The 18,372-nt window shown below is 39.4% G+C and carries 17 protein-coding genes; all 17 read right to left on the bottom strand.

What is annotated here, in order from left to right; genetic code table 11:
- Positions 1–180: 180 nt before the first annotated feature.
- Positions 181–1,227 (bottom strand): siderophore ABC transporter substrate-binding protein, encoded by a 1,047-nt coding sequence (locus tag ACFYKT_RS19630; RefSeq protein ID WP_389222986.1) that lies wholly within the window; start codon positions 1,225–1,227, stop codon positions 181–183.
- Between the two features lie 268 nt (positions 1,228–1,495).
- Positions 1,496–2,263, bottom strand: a complete 768-nt coding sequence (locus tag ACFYKT_RS19625) for an iron ABC transporter ATP-binding protein (protein ID WP_389222983.1) — start codon at positions 2,261–2,263, stop codon at positions 1,496–1,498.
- Positions 2,260–3,216: an iron chelate uptake ABC transporter family permease subunit gene (locus ACFYKT_RS19620; RefSeq protein WP_389222980.1), complete on the bottom strand. Its 957-nt coding sequence runs from the start codon at positions 3,214–3,216 to the stop codon at positions 2,260–2,262. The genes ACFYKT_RS19625 and ACFYKT_RS19620 overlap by 4 nt, the downstream gene beginning before the upstream one ends.
- Complete coding sequence (locus ACFYKT_RS19615; RefSeq protein ID WP_389222977.1) at positions 3,203–4,159, bottom strand: ABC transporter permease; 957 nt, start codon at positions 4,157–4,159, stop codon at positions 3,203–3,205. Before ACFYKT_RS19615 ends, ACFYKT_RS19620 begins: the two co-directional genes overlap by 14 nt.
- Positions 4,160–4,462: 303 nt before the next feature.
- Positions 4,463–5,245: a serine hydrolase gene (locus ACFYKT_RS19610; RefSeq protein WP_389222974.1), complete on the bottom strand. Its 783-nt coding sequence runs from the start codon at positions 5,243–5,245 to the stop codon at positions 4,463–4,465.
- 2 nt (positions 5,246–5,247) lie between these two features.
- A complete protein-coding gene (locus ACFYKT_RS19605) occupies positions 5,248–6,264 on the bottom strand; it encodes an ABC transporter ATP-binding protein (protein WP_389222971.1) in 1,017 nt (338 codons plus the stop codon).
- Between the two features lie 17 nt (positions 6,265–6,281).
- Entirely contained in the window at positions 6,282–7,196 is a 915-nt protein-coding gene (locus ACFYKT_RS19600) for an NlpC/P60 family protein (RefSeq protein ID WP_389222968.1), read from the bottom strand.
- Positions 7,180–8,289, bottom strand: a complete 1,110-nt coding sequence (locus ACFYKT_RS19595) for a dipeptide epimerase (protein WP_389222965.1) — start codon at positions 8,287–8,289, stop codon at positions 7,180–7,182. The genes ACFYKT_RS19600 and ACFYKT_RS19595 overlap by 17 nt, the downstream gene beginning before the upstream one ends.
- Positions 8,290–8,315: 26 nt before the next feature.
- Positions 8,316–9,239: a S66 peptidase family protein gene (locus tag ACFYKT_RS19590; protein ID WP_389222962.1), complete on the bottom strand. Its 924-nt coding sequence runs from the start codon at positions 9,237–9,239 to the stop codon at positions 8,316–8,318.
- Positions 9,240–9,462: 223 nt separating this feature from the next.
- Positions 9,463–11,106 (bottom strand): peptide ABC transporter substrate-binding protein, encoded by a 1,644-nt coding sequence (locus tag ACFYKT_RS19585; protein WP_389222959.1) that lies wholly within the window; start codon positions 11,104–11,106, stop codon positions 9,463–9,465.
- 77 nt (positions 11,107–11,183) lie between these two features.
- Positions 11,184–12,182, bottom strand: coding sequence for an ABC transporter ATP-binding protein (locus ACFYKT_RS19580; RefSeq protein ID WP_389222956.1), 999 nt, complete (start codon positions 12,180–12,182; stop codon positions 11,184–11,186).
- A gap of 5 nt (positions 12,183–12,187) precedes the next feature.
- Positions 12,188–13,141, bottom strand: a complete 954-nt coding sequence (locus ACFYKT_RS19575) for an ABC transporter permease (protein ID WP_389222953.1) — start codon at positions 13,139–13,141, stop codon at positions 12,188–12,190.
- The gene (locus tag ACFYKT_RS19570; protein WP_389222949.1) at positions 13,141–14,073 is read right to left on the bottom strand and encodes an ABC transporter permease; all 933 of its coding nucleotides are present in this window, start codon (positions 14,071–14,073) and stop codon (positions 13,141–13,143) included. The genes ACFYKT_RS19575 and ACFYKT_RS19570 overlap by 1 nt, the downstream gene beginning before the upstream one ends.
- Before the next feature lie 13 nt (positions 14,074–14,086).
- Entirely contained in the window at positions 14,087–14,911 is an 825-nt protein-coding gene (locus ACFYKT_RS19565) for a M55 family metallopeptidase (RefSeq protein WP_389222946.1), read from the bottom strand.
- Positions 14,912–15,275: 364 nt separating this feature from the next.
- Positions 15,276–15,593 carry a DUF3870 domain-containing protein gene (locus ACFYKT_RS19560; protein ID WP_389222943.1) on the bottom strand — a complete coding sequence of 106 codons (318 nt, stop codon included), beginning with the start codon at positions 15,591–15,593 and terminating at the stop codon, positions 15,276–15,278.
- Positions 15,594–15,747: 154 nt separating this feature from the next.
- Complete coding sequence (locus ACFYKT_RS19555; RefSeq protein ID WP_389222941.1) at positions 15,748–16,977, bottom strand: alanyl-tRNA editing protein; 1,230 nt, start codon at positions 16,975–16,977, stop codon at positions 15,748–15,750.
- On the bottom strand, positions 16,949–18,271 hold the full coding sequence (locus ACFYKT_RS19550) for a D-serine ammonia-lyase (protein WP_389222992.1): 1,323 nt from the start codon (positions 18,269–18,271) through the stop codon (positions 16,949–16,951). The genes ACFYKT_RS19555 and ACFYKT_RS19550 overlap by 29 nt, the downstream gene beginning before the upstream one ends.
- Positions 18,272–18,372: the final 101 nt, after the last annotated feature.

Raw genomic sequence — 18,372 nt, 5'->3', positions numbered from 1 at the left:
TTGCCGCCCGCTTCCTTCAGATTCCGCGTCACCGCGGACACCCTTGCGCTAAGCTAACCGCTACTTCTGCCTTCACGGCTCGGGACTTTCACCCTAGAGATTACACCCATGCCGGGCGCACAATAAAGAAGACCTGACTTCATTACAAGTCAGGTCTTCTTTCATATTACAATTATTAACCTATTTTAATTCTGCTAATACTTCTTCAATTTTTGCAAGCTCAGATTGTAAACCGCCTCCACTTAAATACCAAAGTGGACCATCTAAGTATACGATACGATTGTTTTTGTAAGCGTCTGTTTTCTTAATGATTGCATTTTCCATATCTGCTGCAATGTTAGAATCTCCACCTGTAGCTGCCGTACGGTCAATTACGAATAACACTTGTGGATCAAATTCTAAAATGGCTTCGAAACCGAAGTTAGAACCGTGAGAAGAAGACTCGATATCTTCAGTTACTGGCTTGAAACCATAGATGTCAAAAATGTATCCAAAACGAGAATTTGTTGAGAAACCAGATAATTTGCCTTCGTTGTACATCGTAACTAATGAAGTTTCATAGTTACCGGCTAATGCTTTGACTTCTTCTAATGCTGAATCGAATTTACCTAGGTATTCTTCAGCTTCTTTTTCTTTACCGAACATTTCAGCTGCGATATCCACTGACGCTAAGAATGTGTTCCAATAATCGTCTTGAGAAGTACCAACAAATACGACAGGAGCAATTTCTTTTAACTCTTCATAGAATGTAGATTGGCGGCCAGAAATAAAAATGACATCCGGATCCATTTCTGCAATATCTTCAAGTAATGGCTCTTTTAAATTACCGATACTTACATACTCATCAGCAGAAAATTTTTCAAGGTTAGCTGGCAAGCTAGAATCTTTAGCAACCCCAACAATTCCTTCCACACCAAGTGCATCTAATGTATCTAAGAAACCATAATCAAATACGGCAATTTTTTCTGGCATTTTCTCGAATGTAACATCTTCATAAGAATACTTTTCGCCACTATCTTTACTTTCAGATGAAGCGACTGTTGGAGATACTGTCATTGGATAAGCAGCACCTTGTTCCTCAGCAGCTGAATTATTTTCTTTAGCTTGATCTTCAGCTTGAGCAGTTTCCTTTTTATTTTCTTCATTTGAAGCTTTTTCATTTGATCCGCAAGCTGTAAGCATTAAAGACATAGCTAATAATGCACTAGCAAACTTCCATTTTTTCATGTTCTTTCTCTCCTTTTATGTACTAACATTTTCTGTTGTTAATGATTATGATTATCATTATCACCGATAACAATTCTCATTATAGAAGCTTTAATCCCTCTCGTCAATACCCTGCTATAAACTTTTTTGGAAAATTTTATAATGATTCATCTGTTCTTTTAATAAATTCGTTACTTTATTGGCACCTTTTTCAAAAAAACACCTAGAGAAAACAATTAAACTAGTAACCTTTTCCTCTAGGCAAATCTTTAGTAACTATTCTATTGGTTCAAGCATGTGAATTGAAGTATACACAAATACGGCAGCCATTTTGTTCTTGAATGGGAATATCCATATCGTAAATTTCGCGTAAAGCATCTGAATTAATAATCTCATTTGTTGGTCCATTTTTCACAAGCTTCCCGTCCTTCAACGCAACAATACGGTCCGAATAAACAGACGCGAAATTAATATCGTGTAAGACAATGACAACGGTTCTGCCAAGCTCATCTACTAGTTTCCGCAGAATCTTCATGATTTGAACAGAATGCTTCATATCTAAATTATTTAAAGGCTCATCAAGCAATATATAATCTGTATCCTGAGCAATAACCATCGCAATAAAAGCGCGCTGCTTCTGACCGCCAGATAATTCATCTAAAAACTGATCTTGCATCTCTGTTAAGTTCATATATTCAATTGCTTGATCAACAAATTTTTCATCCTCTGCTGTCAGACGCCCCTTCGAATAAGGGTAGCGCCCAAATGCAATAAGCTCACGTACCGTTAATCGAACATTAAGGTAATTGGCTTGCTTCAAAATGGAAACACGCTTCGCAAATTCAGCTGACTTCCACTTTTTCACATCATTTCGATCTAGTAATACTTCCCCAGTATCTGCATCTAATAATCGGCTCACCATGGAAAGAAGTGTAGATTTACCAGCACCATTCGGCCCGATAAACGATGTAATCGTACCAGGCTCGATTGTGATAGATACGTCCTCTACAACAGGCTTTTTACCAAATCGTTTCGTTAATCCTTTGATTTCAATCATCCTGCTGCCCTACTTTCTTTTAATAATAAGTAAATAAAGTAAATACCGCCGATAAAGTTGATAATCACACTTAACGTTGTACGTAATTCAAAGATATGTTCCACAAGGAACTGACCGCCGACTAATGCAATGATACCTATTAAGCTTGCACCTAAAATTAATACAGAGTGTTTATATGTAACTAAGAATTGATAGGAAAGATTCGCGACGATTAAGCCAAAGAACGTAATTGGCCCAACTAAAGCAGTTGATGTCGCAATTAATACCGACGATAAAATTAATATTCGCATTACCATACGGTCATAGTTAATCCCAAGGTTCATCGCATTTTCACGGCCAAGGGACATGACATCCAGCTTACCCATAATGCGATAACCATAAATAAACGCAATGAGTAATATACCAACTGAAATAAATAATAAGTCAGCCTTTACATTTGAAAAGGTCGCAAACAAGCGGCTTTGCAGACTTAAATATTCTACTGGATCAATCAGTACTTGTAAGAATGTCACAAAGTTCCCTAAAAGTGTTCCTAATATCATCCCGATTAATAGGAGCAAATAAATAGGATGCTTATCCGCCCGGAAAAGAAAACGATATAAAATAAGAGCAAATAATACCATTGCAACAATTGCTGTACCAAAATTCAAATATTTATTTAGTACCCATACCGACATGGATCCAGCAAAGAAGTAAATGAACGTTTGAACGACTTCATACATAGAGTCAAGGCCCATTACAGAAGGTGTTAGAATGCGGTTATGGGTAATGGTCTGGAACACAACTGTCGAATACGCAATCGCAATCCCTGTCACAACCATTGCTGATACACGAATCATCCGTCTTGGAAAGGCGTAATCAAACCCACCTTTTATATCATAAAATCCATATAACAAAATACAAATAATCGCTAATGCCGCTAAAAAAATCAGCTTTGTGCTATTTTTTCGCATATGCTCTCCCCCTAAATAACATAATTAAGAAGATCGCACTGCCGATTACTGCCACAGTCACATTAACCGGAATCTCATAAGGGTGAATAACAATACGTCCAATAATGTCACATATTAATAAGAATACAACCCCTAATACGGCTGTATGCGGAATGGTTTTGCGTAAATTATCACCTAAATATAGAGAGACAATATTAGGTACAATTAAACCTAAAAACGGAATTGCTCCGACAGTTAGTACGACAGTTGTAGAAATAATCGCCACAAGGATCAGACCTATATTTAACACAAACTTATAACTTAAGCCTAAGTTTTTCGCAAAATCTTCTCCCATACCTGCGACTGTAAATTTGTTCGCATATAGATACGCTAAAATAACCGCTGGAATACTTACATATAAAAGTTCATAGCGGCCAGCAATAATTAATGTGAAGCTTCCCATTAACCAAGAAGAAATATTTTGAAGAAGATCTGCTTCGTATGCAAAAAAAGTCGTAATCGATGATAAAATATTTCCGTACATAATCCCGATTAACGGAACGAAAATGACATCCTTAAATTTAATACGATCTAAAATTTGCATAAAAACAAATGTACCTGCCAGAGCAAATGCAAAGCTAAAAATAATCTGCTGCGTATACGTTACATTTGTTAAGAACAGCATCGAGATTAAAATTCCTAGTTTGGCTGCATCTAACGTACCGGCAGTCGTTGGCGACACAAATTTATTTCGACTCAAAGACTGCATTATTAAGCCTGCAATGCTCATTCCTGCTCCCGCCAATATAATCGCCATTAATCGAGGCACTCGACTGATTAGAAAAATTTGCGTCTCATCCGAATGCCAATCGAGCAAGTCGCTAACCTTTATATCAATCGCACCTATAAATAGCGATACAAATGACAGGACTATAGTTGCAATCATTAACATCCATAGTTTCATATGTAACCCTCATAGTATGTTTATTCTCAGCATGACAATATAAAATTAATTATCATTCCAAGTGCAAAATCCAATTCTACAAAAAAAAAAAAGCTAAAATCAACCCCAATTCTTTCTTAACACTCTTTAGACTCTTATATGAACCATTAAAATTAAGAATCATTCTCACTAAAGTCCAAAAAAAATATTGATAATGAATTTCACTATCAATCTTAGTTATAATTTTACTAAATTATTGGAAAAAGTCAACAACTTATTTGATATTCATTCTCATTTTCACTAATTGTTCATAATACTCTTTATCTAACTGATTAAATATTGTGAGATTAATTGACCAATTGATGATAAAGTCTGTCTTCCATCCTTTGGAACTGTTAACTGATCAATTAAGACGGCAGCATAAACGCGTCTCTTCCCATACTCTATGATTGCACAATCATGCTCAATACCAGGCAGTTCACCCGTTTTATTAGCAACCTTGAATATATCTAAATCAATCTGATCGGATAGCTTATTGCTAAATTGTTGATTTTCCATTATCTCTTTAGCCATGCTCGCGCTTCTATTAGATAACATCTTATTTTGATCAAGTTCCTTTAAGCAAGTAAGCATATCATACGCGGTCGTATAATTATCCAGGCCGTTTTTTAAAGCAGCAAAATCCATCATTTTACGACTCAGCTCCGTATCATGCAAATTTTGGTCCCTCATGCCCTGATTAATCTTTTCCATTCCGAGCAAATCAATTAATAGATTGGTAGCTAAATTATCTGAAATGATGATCATTAATGTCATTACATCAATTACTTTTAATTGTAAATCGCTCGATAGTGCTTGAAGGACCCCAGCTCCCTTCACCCTATTTGACTCTGCAATCGGGATATATTGCTGTAAGTCTAGGGTCCCTTCTTCTGACTGTCTAAAACATTCGATTAGAATGGGGACTTTAATTAGGCTTGCTGAAGAAAACTTCGCTCTGCTATTAATTTCTATCCGGTTATTTTCCGTTTCAATTACTAATCCCACTCTCCCTTTACAACGGGAAGCTATTCGATAAACTTCTTCTTTAAGTGTTTCAAAGTTCATTTTCATCCCCATTTTGATACCGCAGCCTGTGAACGAGGAGGGCCATCTGTTCTACTTTTATTATATAAATGGCAGGCGACAAAATGGTTTTTCTCTACTTCCTGCCATTCTGGCTTTATGGTGGAACACACATCCATAACTAGCGGACATCGTGTTTTAAATACACAGCCGCCCGGTGGATTGATTGGACTAGGCAGCTCCCCTTTTAGAATAATTCGTTCCCTTTTATCCTCTATATCGGGATCTGGGATTGGGATAGCTGATAATAGCGCCTGTGTATATGGATGTAGCGGGTTTTTGTACAGGTTTGCACTTTCCGTTAATTCCACAAGATTCCCTAAATACATCACACCGATCCGGTCACTTATATGCTTCACCATTGATAAGTCATGGGCAATAAACAAATAGGTCAAGCCCTTCCTTTTTTGCAATCCTTTTAGAAGATTGACGACTTGTGCCTGAACAGAAACATCCAGGGCAGAGATAGGCTCATCAGCAATGATGAATTCAGGGTCCAGTGACAAGGCACGGGCGATGCCAATCCTTTGTCTTTGGCCGCCGCTGAATTCATGAGGATAGCGGTTGGCATGATCCCGATTTAATCCTACATCCTCTAATAACTGATAAACCCGCTCCAAACGTTCTTTCTTAGTCGAATATAATCCATGGACCTCCATTGGCTCAGAGATAATTTCCCTTACCGTTGAACGTGGATTTAATGATGCATACGGATCTTGGAAAATCATTTGCATTTTCCGTTGAAAAGCAAATCGCTCCTTTTTCGTCATTTCATGAATATTTTTCCCCTCAAAAACGACTTCCCCTTCCGTACGATCATATAATCCAATGATCGTACGTCCTGCCGTTGATTTCCCACAGCCTGATTCACCAACAATTCCAAATGTTTCCCCCTTCTTAATATGGAATGAAACATCATCTACTGCCTTTAATAGCTGTCCTTTTCCAAGAGAGAAATGTTTCTTCAGATGATTTACTTCTAATAATGCTTCATTTGCCATAATGATTCCTCCATCTCTTACGAGAAACGTCTTGCTTCACATAATTCCTTTTCATAGATCGTATCCTTCAGATCGATTATCTCAATGCATTTCCCTGTGTTAGGTGAATGAATTAACTTGCCGTCTCCATAGTAAATACCTACGTGATGAATGCTCCCTTTTCCTTCTTCATACGCAAAGAATAAAAGATCCCCTGGTTCTATTTCTGCTAGTGCAATCTTTTCTCCTGCTGCCGCTTGATCATGAGCATCTCGAGGGACCGTATAGCCATTTGCTTTACACATCGAATAACTAAATCCTGAGCAATCATAGCCAAAACTGCTCATTCCCCCCCATAAATAAGGCAGTTGAAGAAATTTCTCACCAGCGGACACGATATCTTTTCCATTCCCTTTCGGAATGCTCTGCATCGAATCATATATACTAACGTCTTCCGTTCTCAAGTATCCCTCTCCAGCTGGTGTTTCAACTTGAATCCATTGAGTATCCTTGTTGATGATGGGTAGAATTGTCTGGTAGCTTAGAACAAGCTGTGGCTCCTTGTTGTCACCATAAAGATCTGCTTTCCTTTCTGTAATAACAGCGATTGGACGATTAGCTATCATCCAATCCTTCCTGGATATTAATTGATTCTTTGGAAGCCAGCCTGGATAACCCCTACTATCTTTAGACGAAGATTGATGAGGGACAATCACATGAACCCAATCCTCTTTTTCATCCAAAACCATTACTTCTTCCCCATACAACATCTGCGACTGCACTAAATTTTTATTACAAAGCTCTAAACTCATTTCATAAGTTAATCCCTTGAGCCATGCTTCCACATGAGCTGGATGGCTTATCGCATCCCTATCTATATCTCTTGCCGAATCAAAGGAAGTCCAAAGAGTAGCAACAGGAACATTAACTAGCCATTTATGGTTGATTTCCAATTGCAACACCCCCTTCAAAATAAACTTTACTTATCCCTATACCAGGCACTTTTGGAAGAGTTATCTTCCTTCCATTGTATTTAATTCCTCCTTCGACGACTTCCTTTGCAAGCATTAAGGGAGCATCAAAGTCAAAACGAGTGATGTTCTTTTTACTAGCTGCAAAATGGGCTGCGGCGGAGATTCCAATACGTGTTTCAATCATGCTTCCCACCATACATTCCATTCCACAAACCTCTGCAAGCTGATTGATGATTTGTGCTTGGTAGATTCCGCCAGATTTCATCAATTTAATATTAATTAAATCAGCACTTCTCGACTTTATTACTTCAAATGCTTGCTTCGGTGTAAAAACACTTTCATCTGCCATAATCAGTGTTTCCACATTGTCTGTCACCTGCTTTAGGCCCTCAATATCCCATGCCTTCACAGGCTGTTCGACCAATTCAAGATTTAAATCCAAATCCTCCATTTTTCGAATGGCTTGAATGGCTTCCTTTGGCTTCCAGCCTTGATTGGCATCGAGCCGGATTTTAATCTTCTCTCCAACTCTATTTCTAATTTCACGAATACGCTCAATATCTGTTAAAATATCGTCTTTTCCTACTTTGACCTTTAATACATTAAATCCCTTTTGGACATAAGAAACAGCATCTTCCCCCATTTCCTCTGGTCCATTCACACTTACTGTATAATCAGTCTCAATTTCATCTTTATGTCCGCCTAAATACTGGTACAGTGGAAGCTTACAAAGCTTAGATAAGCAATCATAAAGGGCCATATCGACCGCAGCTTTTGCACTTGAATTTCCAATCAAGATGGATTGGATCCCTTGAAAGATTTCCTCATAGTTTCTTAAACTTTGATTCTCCAAAAAGGGTTTTAGCACTTGATGAATAGCTGACTCAATACTTGACATACTCTCTCCTGTTATAACAATTGTCGGAGGAGCTTCCCCCCAACCAATGGTCCCGTCCTCACATGTTATCTTAACAAGGATAGATTCAGCTGTATGAACCGTTCTTAATGCAGTCTTAAATGGCTTTGTCAGTGGTATAGCCACCCTGTAAGTTTCAACATTGTCTATTTTCATCTTCTACCACCCTTTATGAACACTTCTTATTCCTTAATCCCGCTATCGATTATTAATTGTCCTTTTTCTGTATCCAGTTCCGCCTGTACACCTAAAGGAATCGAAATATGTGGTGAACAATGACCAAACTTAAATCCTTTTAGGGCAGGCTTATTTGCTAATTTCATATAATGAGAGATTACTTCATCTAGTTGTAAAGAAAGTTCCCTTTCAGGTACACAATTATTAAAATCCCCGATGATGATTCCAGCTGCTTCTGTCAGCTTTCCAGCCATATATAATTGATTCAGCATACGATCGATTGCGCGCGGCTCTTCGTTGATATCCTCTATGAGTAATAATTTATCTTTTGTCTCAATTTCAAATCTGGTTCCAATCGTGCTCGCAATAAGTGATAAATTCCCCCCCGTTATCTCCCCGCTTGCTTTTCCACCAATTAAAGCTTCTAAAGGCGATAGCTCATTTGTGTATTGAATGGAAGTAGGTTCAAATAATTGCTTGAAATACTCCTTCGACAAGGGATCTACATCCACTTTTCCGATATCTGAAGCGAGCATTGGACCATGGAAGGTCACGAGATCTGATTGCTGCCGAATGGCCGTATGCAAAAAGGTAATATCACTGTATCCCCAGAATATTTTGGGGTTATTTTTGATCAATGAGTAATCTATTTGTGAAGCGATTCGCCCTGTTCCGTATCCGCCGCCTGCACAGATAACTGCCTTCACCTCACGATCCATAAACATCTTATGTAAATCTGCTAATCGATCTTTATCTTCCCCAGCCAAATAACCATATTGGTCATAAAGATGTTTGCCCAGTTTCACCTTAAGCCCTAATTCTTCCAGAAATAAAAACGAACGCTGCAGATTCTCTTGATTAGGCGGGCTTGCTGGTGCAATAATCCCAATAGTATCCCCTTTTCTTAGCCGCTGTGGTTTTACTCCCATGCTGTCACATCCCTTTGATTATTTTTGTAAAAAAGGGATGTTCAAGCGAACATCCCTCTTTTAGTGAGTGTTCAAAAAGGAGGACAAAAAGAGCCGAGAAGTTCAAGGAAGTTTAGCTTAGAGCACCGGAGCGTACGTTTTTGGTACGTGAGGAGCGGATAAGCAAACTGACGCAGAAATTCGACAGCTATTTTTCCCGGACTTTTTGAACATCCTCTTATAGTTAATTTTTATCTGCCCATTTCAATTCTAGATATCCAACTGGATGGCGAACGATGCCAGTAACAGCCTCATTTTGCAAATAGACCTGATTATAGAAATGAATAGGGATAATCGGCATTTCTTCAAAAAGGATTTTCTCAGCTTTATACATCATTTCATAGCGCTTTTCTTCATCTGCTTCATTTTTTGCATCTTTAATTAATTGATCATATTCTGCATTGCTCCAGCCTGTACGGTTCATCGAAAGACCTGTCTGGAAGTTTTCTAGGAAGTTAATTGGATCTGCATAATCTGCTAAGAAAGAGCTTCTTGAAAGCTGGAATTTCAATGCTGTTTGCTCTTCAGCAAATACATTCCATTCCATGTTTGCCAGCTTCACTTCTACACCTAAATTATCCTTAAACATCTGTTGAAGTGCTTCAGCAATCTTCTTATGCGTATCACTCGTGCTATAAGTTAATGTAACTTCTGGAAGTGTTTCATAGCCTTCTTCCTCCATACCCTTTGCAAGAAGTGCTTTTGCTTCTTCTGGATCTGTCTTCAAAAGGTCTCCGTTTGTTTCCCGGAAGTCATTTCCTTGTGGATCGTTAAATCCGTAAGCAACAAATCCATATGCTGGCTTTTCTTTATTCTTTGTCACAAAATCAACCATTTGCTGTTGATCAACAGCCATCGCAAATGCCTTACGGATGTTTAAGTTTTGGAATGGTTCCATCGTCAAGTTAAAGCGGTAGAAGTAATCCCCTGCTTGATCGCCAACCTCTGCCTTCCCTTCTGAGAAAAGCTGTTCACTTAAATCAGCTGGAACATCTGATACATCCAGACTTCCTGTTTGATACATTTGGTATTCTGTATTTGTGTCATCAATGATCGCCCAATGGACTTTATCTAATTTCACTGTTCCTGCATCCCAGTATTGGTCATTCTTTTCCATTAAAAAGTGGCTATCATGCTCCCATTCTGCTAGATTGAAAGGACCATTACCTACGAAACTTTCCGCTTCAGCAAACCATTGTGGGTTCTCTGTTGCAACCTTCTCATTAATTGGAAAGAAAGCTGGATTAGTAATGACACTTAGAAAGTATGCTTGCGGGCTAGTTAATGTTACTTCAAATGTTTTCTCATCAACAGCTTTAACCTTCACATCATCAGCTGAACCTTCTCCATTATTAAATGCCTCTGCTCCTTCTATAAAATAACCAAGGAAGGAAGCAGGAGATCCAGTTTCAGGGTCTAATAGACGTTTCCAAGCAAATACGAAATCACCTGCTGTTACATCATCTCCATTGGACCACTTTGCATTTTCCCGGATATGGAATGTATAAACTTTGCCATCTGCAGACACATCCCATTTCTCTGCTGTCGCTGCTTCAGGCTCGTGATCAGCACCTAAACGGGTTAAACCCTCCATTAAGTTATTTAGCCCACTCCATGAAACCGCATCAAAACCAATTGGTGGGTCAAATGAAGTTGGTTCGAGCCCATTATTCAAGTACAGAATCTTTTCACTTTCCACATCTTCTTCCTTCGTACCTTCGTCATTGTTTTTTGGCTGTGGCTCTTTTGTCGTTTCTTGATTTGCTGTACAGGCAGCCAGCACAAATATCAATAGGCCTGTTAACAACAGAGATACAAACTTCTTCATGTCACTTCCCCCTCTTTTTATATGTTTCTAGTATTTCTCATTTCAGCTATATGATGATGGCTGAAAAAAAGAACAAATTACCTGGTACTAGCAAGCATCTTTATGGCGCGCTCATCCTGAAGCCAACAATCCACATGATGCTCTTTGCTTAGATGGGTCTTAAATGGATAACTCCGGTCGCAAACTTCCATGGCATAAGCACATCTGGCAGTGAACGGACATCCTGTTGGGGGTGAGAATAAATCTGGCGGGGAACCCCCAATCGGTATAAGTTCAGATTCCTCTAAATCAAGACGTGGAACTGAGTTTAATAATCCCTTTGTATATGGATGCTGAGGGTTATAAAAAATTTCCTTCCTTGATCCTGCTTCGGCTATTTTACCTGCATACATAACGACAACTCGATCGGCTACTTGGGCGACCACACCTAAATCATGGGTAATTAGAATAATCGAAACACCTATTTTCTTTTGTATATCTTTAAATAGATCTAGAATTTGCGCTTGAATGGTGACATCTAAAGCCGTAGTAGGTTCATCCGCTATCAGTACTTCTGGCTGGCAAACGAGTGCCATCGCAATGACAATCCGCTGCCTCATTCCTCCGCTAAATTGGTGCGGATAATGCTTTAATCGTTCAACTGGATTAGGGATGCCTACAAGATTAAGCATTTCAAGTGCTGTCTTTTTCGCTTCCTGCCTTGAAACCTGTTTATGCTGAAGGATGCCTTCGATAATCTGCTCACCAATTGTTATCGTAGGGTTCAAAGCTGTCATCGGATCCTGAAAAATCATTGATATATCTGCCCCGCGAATTCTTCGCATTTCCGGCTCCTTCATCATTGTTAAATTGATTCCTTTAAAAAGAACAGAACCATTAGTAATCCTTCCTGGCGGGTTTGGGATCAGACGCATAATACTTTGTGCGGTTACGCTTTTTCCACATCCTGACTCACCAACGATTGCTAAGGTTTCTCCTTTATATAAATCAAAGGACACTCCTCGAACTGCTTGGACCTCCCCTCCATACGTTTTAAAAGAAACATGGAGATCCTTTATTTCAAGAACCTTTTCCATGATGCTTACCTCCTCAACCTTGGATCAAGTGCATCCTGCAGCCCATCCCCAAGTACATTAAATGAAAACATCGTCAATGAAATGAAGAATGCTGGAAAAAACAGCCTCCACCAATGACCTGTTAGAATCGAAGACAATCCATCACTTGCCATGGATCCCCAACTAGCAAATGGCGGCTGAATTCCTAAACCAAGAAAGCTTAAAAATGCTTCTGCGAAGATGGCTGAAGGAACCGTCAAAGTCATTTGTACAATAATCGGGCCCATCGTATTTGGAAGTAAGTTTTTCTTAATAATTCGCGAAGTTCTGGCACCAAATGACTTTGATGCAAGCACAAACTCATAGTTTTTTATTTGAAGAACCTGTCCCCGGACAATCCGAGCCATTCCTACCCACCCCGTAACAGATAAGGCAAATATAATTGTGAATAGACCAGGTCCCATAACCACACTTATTAAAATAACAACGAGTAAATACGGGAGCCCATATAAGATTTCAACAAATCTCATCATCGCATTATCCGCTTTACCGCCTTTATATCCAGCTATCCCACCGTAAATAACGCCAATGACAAAATCAATCAAGGCTGCCACTCCCCCAACAAATAGAGAGATTCGGGCTCCTAGCCAAGTCCTTGAAAACACATCCCTCCCTAATTCATCCGTCCCAAACCAATGGGTACTTGAAGGAGGCTGATTTTGATTAACTAGCTTTTGCTCTGAAAAATCATGAGGGGAGATCACAGGTCCAAAGATAGCCATAAAGATAAGAATAATAAGGAAAATCAATCCTGCCATTGCTAGTTTATTTTTCAAAAGCCGGCGCCATGCATCCTGCCAATAAGACAAGCTTGGTCTGACAACAGCCTCTGCTTCATCCATATCTTTTCCCTTTGGAACAAACCATTCGTCGGGAATATTGGGTGCGATAGGATGTTCATGCGATTTTCTTAACTCCATTAGCTCCCCTCCTTTTTATGCAATTTAATACGGGGGTCAAGTACGCCATAAGCAATATCAACTAAAAACAGCATCATGATCAGAATGGCACTATAAAAAACAGTTGTCCCCATAATAACCGGGTAATCACGCTGGTTGATACTCTCTACAAAATACTTGCCCATTCCTGGAATCGCAAAGATCTTCTCAATTACAAAAGTCCCTGTTAATATACTTGCTGCAAGAGAGCCCAACACCGTAACAACAGGTAAAAGTGCATTGCGCAGCGCATGCTTAAAGATTATTTTTACAGGGGACAAGCCTTTTGCCTTTGCTGTTCTAATATAATCCTGAGTAAGGACCTCAAGCATACTAGAACGCGTTAGTCTTGCAATGATTGCCATAGGGCCAGTTGCGAGCGCTAAAGTAGGCAGAATCATATGCTTAGGACTTACCCATGTGGCAACTGGGAGTATTCCTAAATTAACCGCAAGCTGCTGAATGAGCAGGGTCGCCATAACAAAGTTTGGAATGGAGATTCCCAGTACCGCTATTGTCATTGCGAGATAATCAATAATTCCGTTATGCCTTAGAGCTGCAATAATTCCAAGTGTAATTCCTGAAATGACGGCGACAATTAAAGTAACAATCCCCAATTCAAATGAAACCGGAAAGCCCCTTCCAAGCATTTCGTTAACTGTTTGCGATGACTTTTTGATAGATGGTCCAAAATCAAAGGTGACGACTGATTTTAGGTACATCCCATACTGAATATAAAGTGGTTCATCAAGATGATAGAATTTCTCCAAGTTCTTCTGAACTGTTTCATTTGTCGCTCGCTCCTCGTTAAAAGGGGAGCCTGGTATGGAGTGCATAAGGAAAAAGGTTAATGTGATAATGAGCCAAAGGGTTACAAGCATGGCAATGAGGCGTTTGATAATATAAGCAGTCATCCGATTACACTTCCTAACAAAATGATGTTCTCATTGCTAATTCAATCATCACTAGCATTGCTCGATAAGCTTCAAGAATGTCCTTTGCCTGATAGCGTACAATCGTTGTATTCGCTTCAATCTCTGTGCCAGGCATTAAATGAGCCCATTCTGCCTGCCCATAGTTGGCAAATTCAATTCTTAGTGTTGGTTGATCTGGTGGAACAAGAGGTTTTACAAGATGTTTGTTTTTTAATGCGGCGGCTGTTTTCTCCTTTAGAAGCTCTCCCGCTTTGGCAGGTGTTAGTGATTTGACTGCAGAACGGGTAATTGTTTCCTTGACAATCGCAGTTGTTACATTCGGAATCAGCTGCTCCGCTTCCAATGCAGCTCGATCATCTCCAGCAACGAGCAGAACCGGCACTCCGTGGAAGCCTGCAACATAGGCGTTGAACCCCATCTCACCAATAGCCACATCATTGATATACATATTGCGAACTCCAAAGATCATCGAATGGGACATAACACCTAACATAGAGGCTCTTGCATGATAGCCAATAAACATCGCTCCAGTGTAAGTGGAATCCAGCCCCTGGACCATAGAATAGGGTTTCACATCCCCAACAATTACCTTCGCCTCAGGATGAAGCTTTTCAATTAATAGATTGTTCATTTTTGAATGGCTGTCATTCACAAGCACTTCTTGGCACCCTTCATTGAAAGCGGTTGCAACTACATGATTAGTCTCTTCTGTCATAATTAGGCGGCTTCGTTCGTAGTTATGCTTAGAAGAGTCCACATGTGTGTGATCAGCTAGTCCTGTAATTCCTTCCATATCAACTGATACATATAGCTTCATATAAATTCCTCCCTATGTATTTCATATACTATTTTCCTAGAATCTATTCCTATATTTTGATTAGGAATCTAGTGAATAATGAGAATGTAGTTAGTAGATGTTGATTTCCGCTCCAGGCTGCTCGCTTTCCGCGGGGTGGGCGGTGAGCCTCCTCGTCGCATACGCTCCTGCGGGGTCTCACCTGTCCCACTACTCCCGCTGGAGTCTCGCACCTTCCGCTCCAATCAACTGACTTTTTTTGTAGATAGTTCTCATTCATACAACTTATTAAAAAAATTCAATAAAAAAATCCAGCTGTCAGAGAAAGATCACATAATCTCTAACAGCTGGATTTAATCTGCGCAGAACAGAAAAAGCAGCTAACTTATTTATTTTTTATTTGTAAATATTTGATATGTGCATTTTTAAAAGCGACCATTAATGCTTTTTGTGATGAACCAAAGTAACGTTGTTCAATTTCCTCACTAACTCTATCCACTTCCAAAATGGACTTTCCAACGAATAAGGATTGAACAAAACGGGTTGTTAGATTAATCGTAGATGAGCATTCTGCATCAATAATTTTGTCCGTTTCTCTATCAATGACAAGTCCAACGAAAAAAGCATTAAATTGCTGCATGATTGGATTATTAGAAGAAGTCTTACTATCCCCAATTATATACACAGTACCTTGCTGAAACATGAACATGCCTCCTGCAGAGCAAGGATATTACATGAGGTGTTTATGCGATTAGCCTAAACATTCATTGTAATGCGTAGCCCTTAATAGAATTGTAATACAATAGGGATAACCTTGACAACTACTTTGTGTGACTTTTCAAAATATTTTATTAACTCTATAATGATGTTAGCTTTTGAATTTCCTCTAATCCCTGTAGAAGTAGCTGCTCACCTGTTACGCTGGCTGTTCCTCCCCCTTGAGCAAATACATCATTGCCACCGCCTTTTCCATCTATCAATAGAAGAAGCCCGTTCGTTAATTGCTTCATGCTAATAGATGGATGCTTGCCTCTTGCACAAACAAATTGCAGCTTATCCTCTGCTTCATTTACGAAGAGCAAGACTGCCTCATCAGATTGAGCAGTAATCAATCGTGCTAATTTTTGTAATTCCTGTATCGTTCTATTTTCAAAGATTCTACTTATAATTAACCCACTATCTGTTGATTTTGCATTACTAAGATGATCTTTTGCCTCATATGCTAAAAGCCCATCCCTCAATTCATCTATTACCTTTTCAAGCTCTTTTCTACTATCTGTCAGTTTTTTCGCTGTAGTGGCCAGATTCTGTTCTGGTGCATTTAATATGCTTGTTAAATTTTTGATTTCTTTCTGTTTTTGATTAAACTGGGCAAGTACACGATCCCCACATATAAATTGCACCCGTATATTTTTTCTTTGTTTTTCCCAATCTAAAATTTTGATCGCTCTTACTTCCCCGGTTGTATGTGGATGGGTTCCACCACACCCGTTGTAATCAAAGTCAGGAATGATCACAAGACGGATATTCTCAGTCACAGAGAGCTTCTTCCTGAGGCGGTAAAATGATAACTCATCTGTCGTAACCCATTTCGCTTCAATGGAGCGATTCTCCAAAATCACTTGATTAGCCAAATCTTCCGCTTCTTTCGCTTGCTGCTCTGTTAGCTCCTCAATATCCAAGTCAATAGTTAAATACTCACTTCCTAAATGAAAACCAACTGTTGCAAACCCAAATTGCTCCTCAAATGCTGCCGATAGGATATGTTGGCCAGCATGCTGCTGCATATGATCAAATCTTCTTTCCCAATTAATCTCACCCTCTATTTCTTCTATACTCTCCAACGGCTGCTCTAAATAATGGCGAATCTCCCCATCTACTTCCTCTACATCGATAACCTTTACACCATTTAGTGAGCCCGTGTCATGTGGCTGGCCTCCACCCGTTGGATAAAAAGTGGTCTCCTTCAAGACTGCATAGTATCTTCCTTGTTCGTCCTTTTGTTGGTCTTGCAGTTTGGTTTCGAATGTTTTTAAGTATGGATCCTGATAAAATAGTTTATTTTCCAATGGATTTACCTCGCTCATAATAGTTCTTCCTTTCGCTTCCAGGTACCATGCTTCCTCCTGTACCCCAAACAATGTGAGTTGCATTTTTTAGCTTAGAATTAAGCTGAAACTTGTTTATAAAATCTTTACCCATAGCTGATTTTAAGATATGCATCATTCCTGGAAATCCAGCGAGGGCGGATGGCTCAAGACTGATTCCTTCCGTATCAGCTAGTATAGTCAGGAGCGCAAATAATTTTTCATCCTCTACCGTATAGATTCCACTAATATCTTTTTCAAGTAACTTTCCAACAAACCCTGATGGGCGTCCTACTGCCAATCCGTCTGCTTCAGTCCGATTATCTAAGCCAAAATCCTGGACAGAAACTTGATCATGTAATCCAGTCATTAAGCCTAGAAGCATACATGGCGAGTGGGTAGGCTCGGCAAAAAAGCAGTGCACATGATTTTTAAATACTTGTTTCAACCCGAATGTTACACCCCCAGGTCCACCACCAACACCACAAGGAAGATAAACGAAAAGTGGATTATCCTCATTTACTTGAATATTCATTTCTTCCAGCTGTTTCTTGAGTCGAAAAGCAGCAACAGAGTAGCCTAGAAAAAGATGCTTAGAGCTTTCATCATCCACGAAATACATAGTAGGATCTTGATCTGCTTGCTTCCTTCCTTGAGCAACTGCCTTACTGAAATCAGCAGCATGCTCGACAACCGTTACTCCCTTTTCCCGCAGTAAATCCTTTTTCCATCGCTTGGCATCTGAAGACATATGCACATACACGTTAAAGCCAAGCTTTGCACCCATAATGCCAATGCTTAAGCCTAAATTCCCTGTTGATCCGACTGCAATCGAGTAACGGGAAAAGAAATCTTGAAACCTTTGCTCGGCTAATAGAGAATAGTCATCGTCCTCAGAAATCATATCATTCTTTAAGGCTAGTTCTTCCGCATATTTTAATACCTCATATATTCCTCCCCTTGCTTTGATCGACCCCGAAATCGGCAAATGACTATCGCATTTTAATAATAAGCGGCCTTGCAGCTCAAATTGATAGAGTTGTTCAAGGCTTCTTTGCATTTTGGGAATCGTAAGCAGTGGGGATTCAATCAATCCATTTGCTCCCGCTGTTTCTGGAAATACCTTTGCAATATACGGGGCAAACCGTGCAAGTCGGGCTTCTGCATCCATTGCATCCTCACATGTTAATGTTGTTGATTCAGATTGTGATTCATACATAGGATTTATCCAAAAAGCTTCCTTTTGACTTGTTACTTCATGTATTAGCGGGAGGTCCTTCTTCCATTCAGCCATTGCTTTTCCAAAAATAACTTCACCTGACACCTCAACCACCTCTATTTCAAAAAATAATAGGCTATTTTCGCAAACATTATTGCTTTTAACACGATTTCGTA

Source organism: Cytobacillus mangrovibacter (genome assembly GCF_042865275.1).
GTDB classification, from domain to species: Bacteria; Bacillota; Bacilli; order Bacillales; family Cytobacillaceae; genus Cytobacillus; species Cytobacillus mangrovibacter.
Note: the sequence above shows the minus strand (reverse complement) of the source record. Positions and strands in the feature narration are given on the sequence as shown.

Excerpts from the sequence above, each read along its gene's own strand:
- ACFYKT_RS19630 (WP_389222986.1), bottom strand. The coding sequence starts at position 1,227 with ATGAAAAAATGGAAGTTTGCTAGTGCATTATTAGCTATGTCTTTAATG.
- ACFYKT_RS19625 (WP_389222983.1), bottom strand. The coding sequence starts at position 2,263 with ATGATTGAAATCAAAGGATTAACGAAACGATTTGGTAAAAAGCCTGTT.
- ACFYKT_RS19620 (WP_389222980.1), bottom strand. The coding sequence starts at position 3,216 with ATGCGAAAAAATAGCACAAAGCTGATTTTTTTAGCGGCATTAGCGATT.
- ACFYKT_RS19615 (WP_389222977.1), bottom strand. The coding sequence starts at position 4,159 with ATGAAACTATGGATGTTAATGATTGCAACTATAGTCCTGTCATTTGTA.
- ACFYKT_RS19610 (WP_389222974.1), bottom strand. The coding sequence starts at position 5,245 with ATGAACTTTGAAACACTTAAAGAAGAAGTTTATCGAATAGCTTCCCGT.
- ACFYKT_RS19605 (WP_389222971.1), bottom strand. The coding sequence starts at position 6,264 with ATGGCAAATGAAGCATTATTAGAAGTAAATCATCTGAAGAAACATTTC.
- ACFYKT_RS19595 (WP_389222965.1), bottom strand. The coding sequence starts at position 8,289 with ATGAAAATAGACAATGTTGAAACTTACAGGGTGGCTATACCACTGACA.
- ACFYKT_RS19590 (WP_389222962.1), bottom strand. The coding sequence starts at position 9,239 with ATGGGAGTAAAACCACAGCGGCTAAGAAAAGGGGATACTATTGGGATT.
- ACFYKT_RS19585 (WP_389222959.1), bottom strand. The coding sequence starts at position 11,106 with ATGAAGAAGTTTGTATCTCTGTTGTTAACAGGCCTATTGATATTTGTG.
- ACFYKT_RS19580 (WP_389222956.1), bottom strand. The coding sequence starts at position 12,182 with ATGGAAAAGGTTCTTGAAATAAAGGATCTCCATGTTTCTTTTAAAACG.
- ACFYKT_RS19575 (WP_389222953.1), bottom strand. The coding sequence starts at position 13,141 with ATGGAGTTAAGAAAATCGCATGAACATCCTATCGCACCCAATATTCCC.
- ACFYKT_RS19570 (WP_389222949.1), bottom strand. The coding sequence starts at position 14,073 with ATGACTGCTTATATTATCAAACGCCTCATTGCCATGCTTGTAACCCTT.
- ACFYKT_RS19565 (WP_389222946.1), bottom strand. The coding sequence starts at position 14,911 with ATGAAGCTATATGTATCAGTTGATATGGAAGGAATTACAGGACTAGCT.
- ACFYKT_RS19560 (WP_389222943.1), bottom strand. The coding sequence starts at position 15,593 with ATGTTTCAGCAAGGTACTGTGTATATAATTGGGGATAGTAAGACTTCT.
- ACFYKT_RS19555 (WP_389222941.1), bottom strand. The coding sequence starts at position 16,977 with ATGAGCGAGGTAAATCCATTGGAAAATAAACTATTTTATCAGGATCCA.
- ACFYKT_RS19550 (WP_389222992.1), bottom strand. The coding sequence starts at position 18,271 with ATGGCTGAATGGAAGAAGGACCTCCCGCTAATACATGAAGTAACAAGT.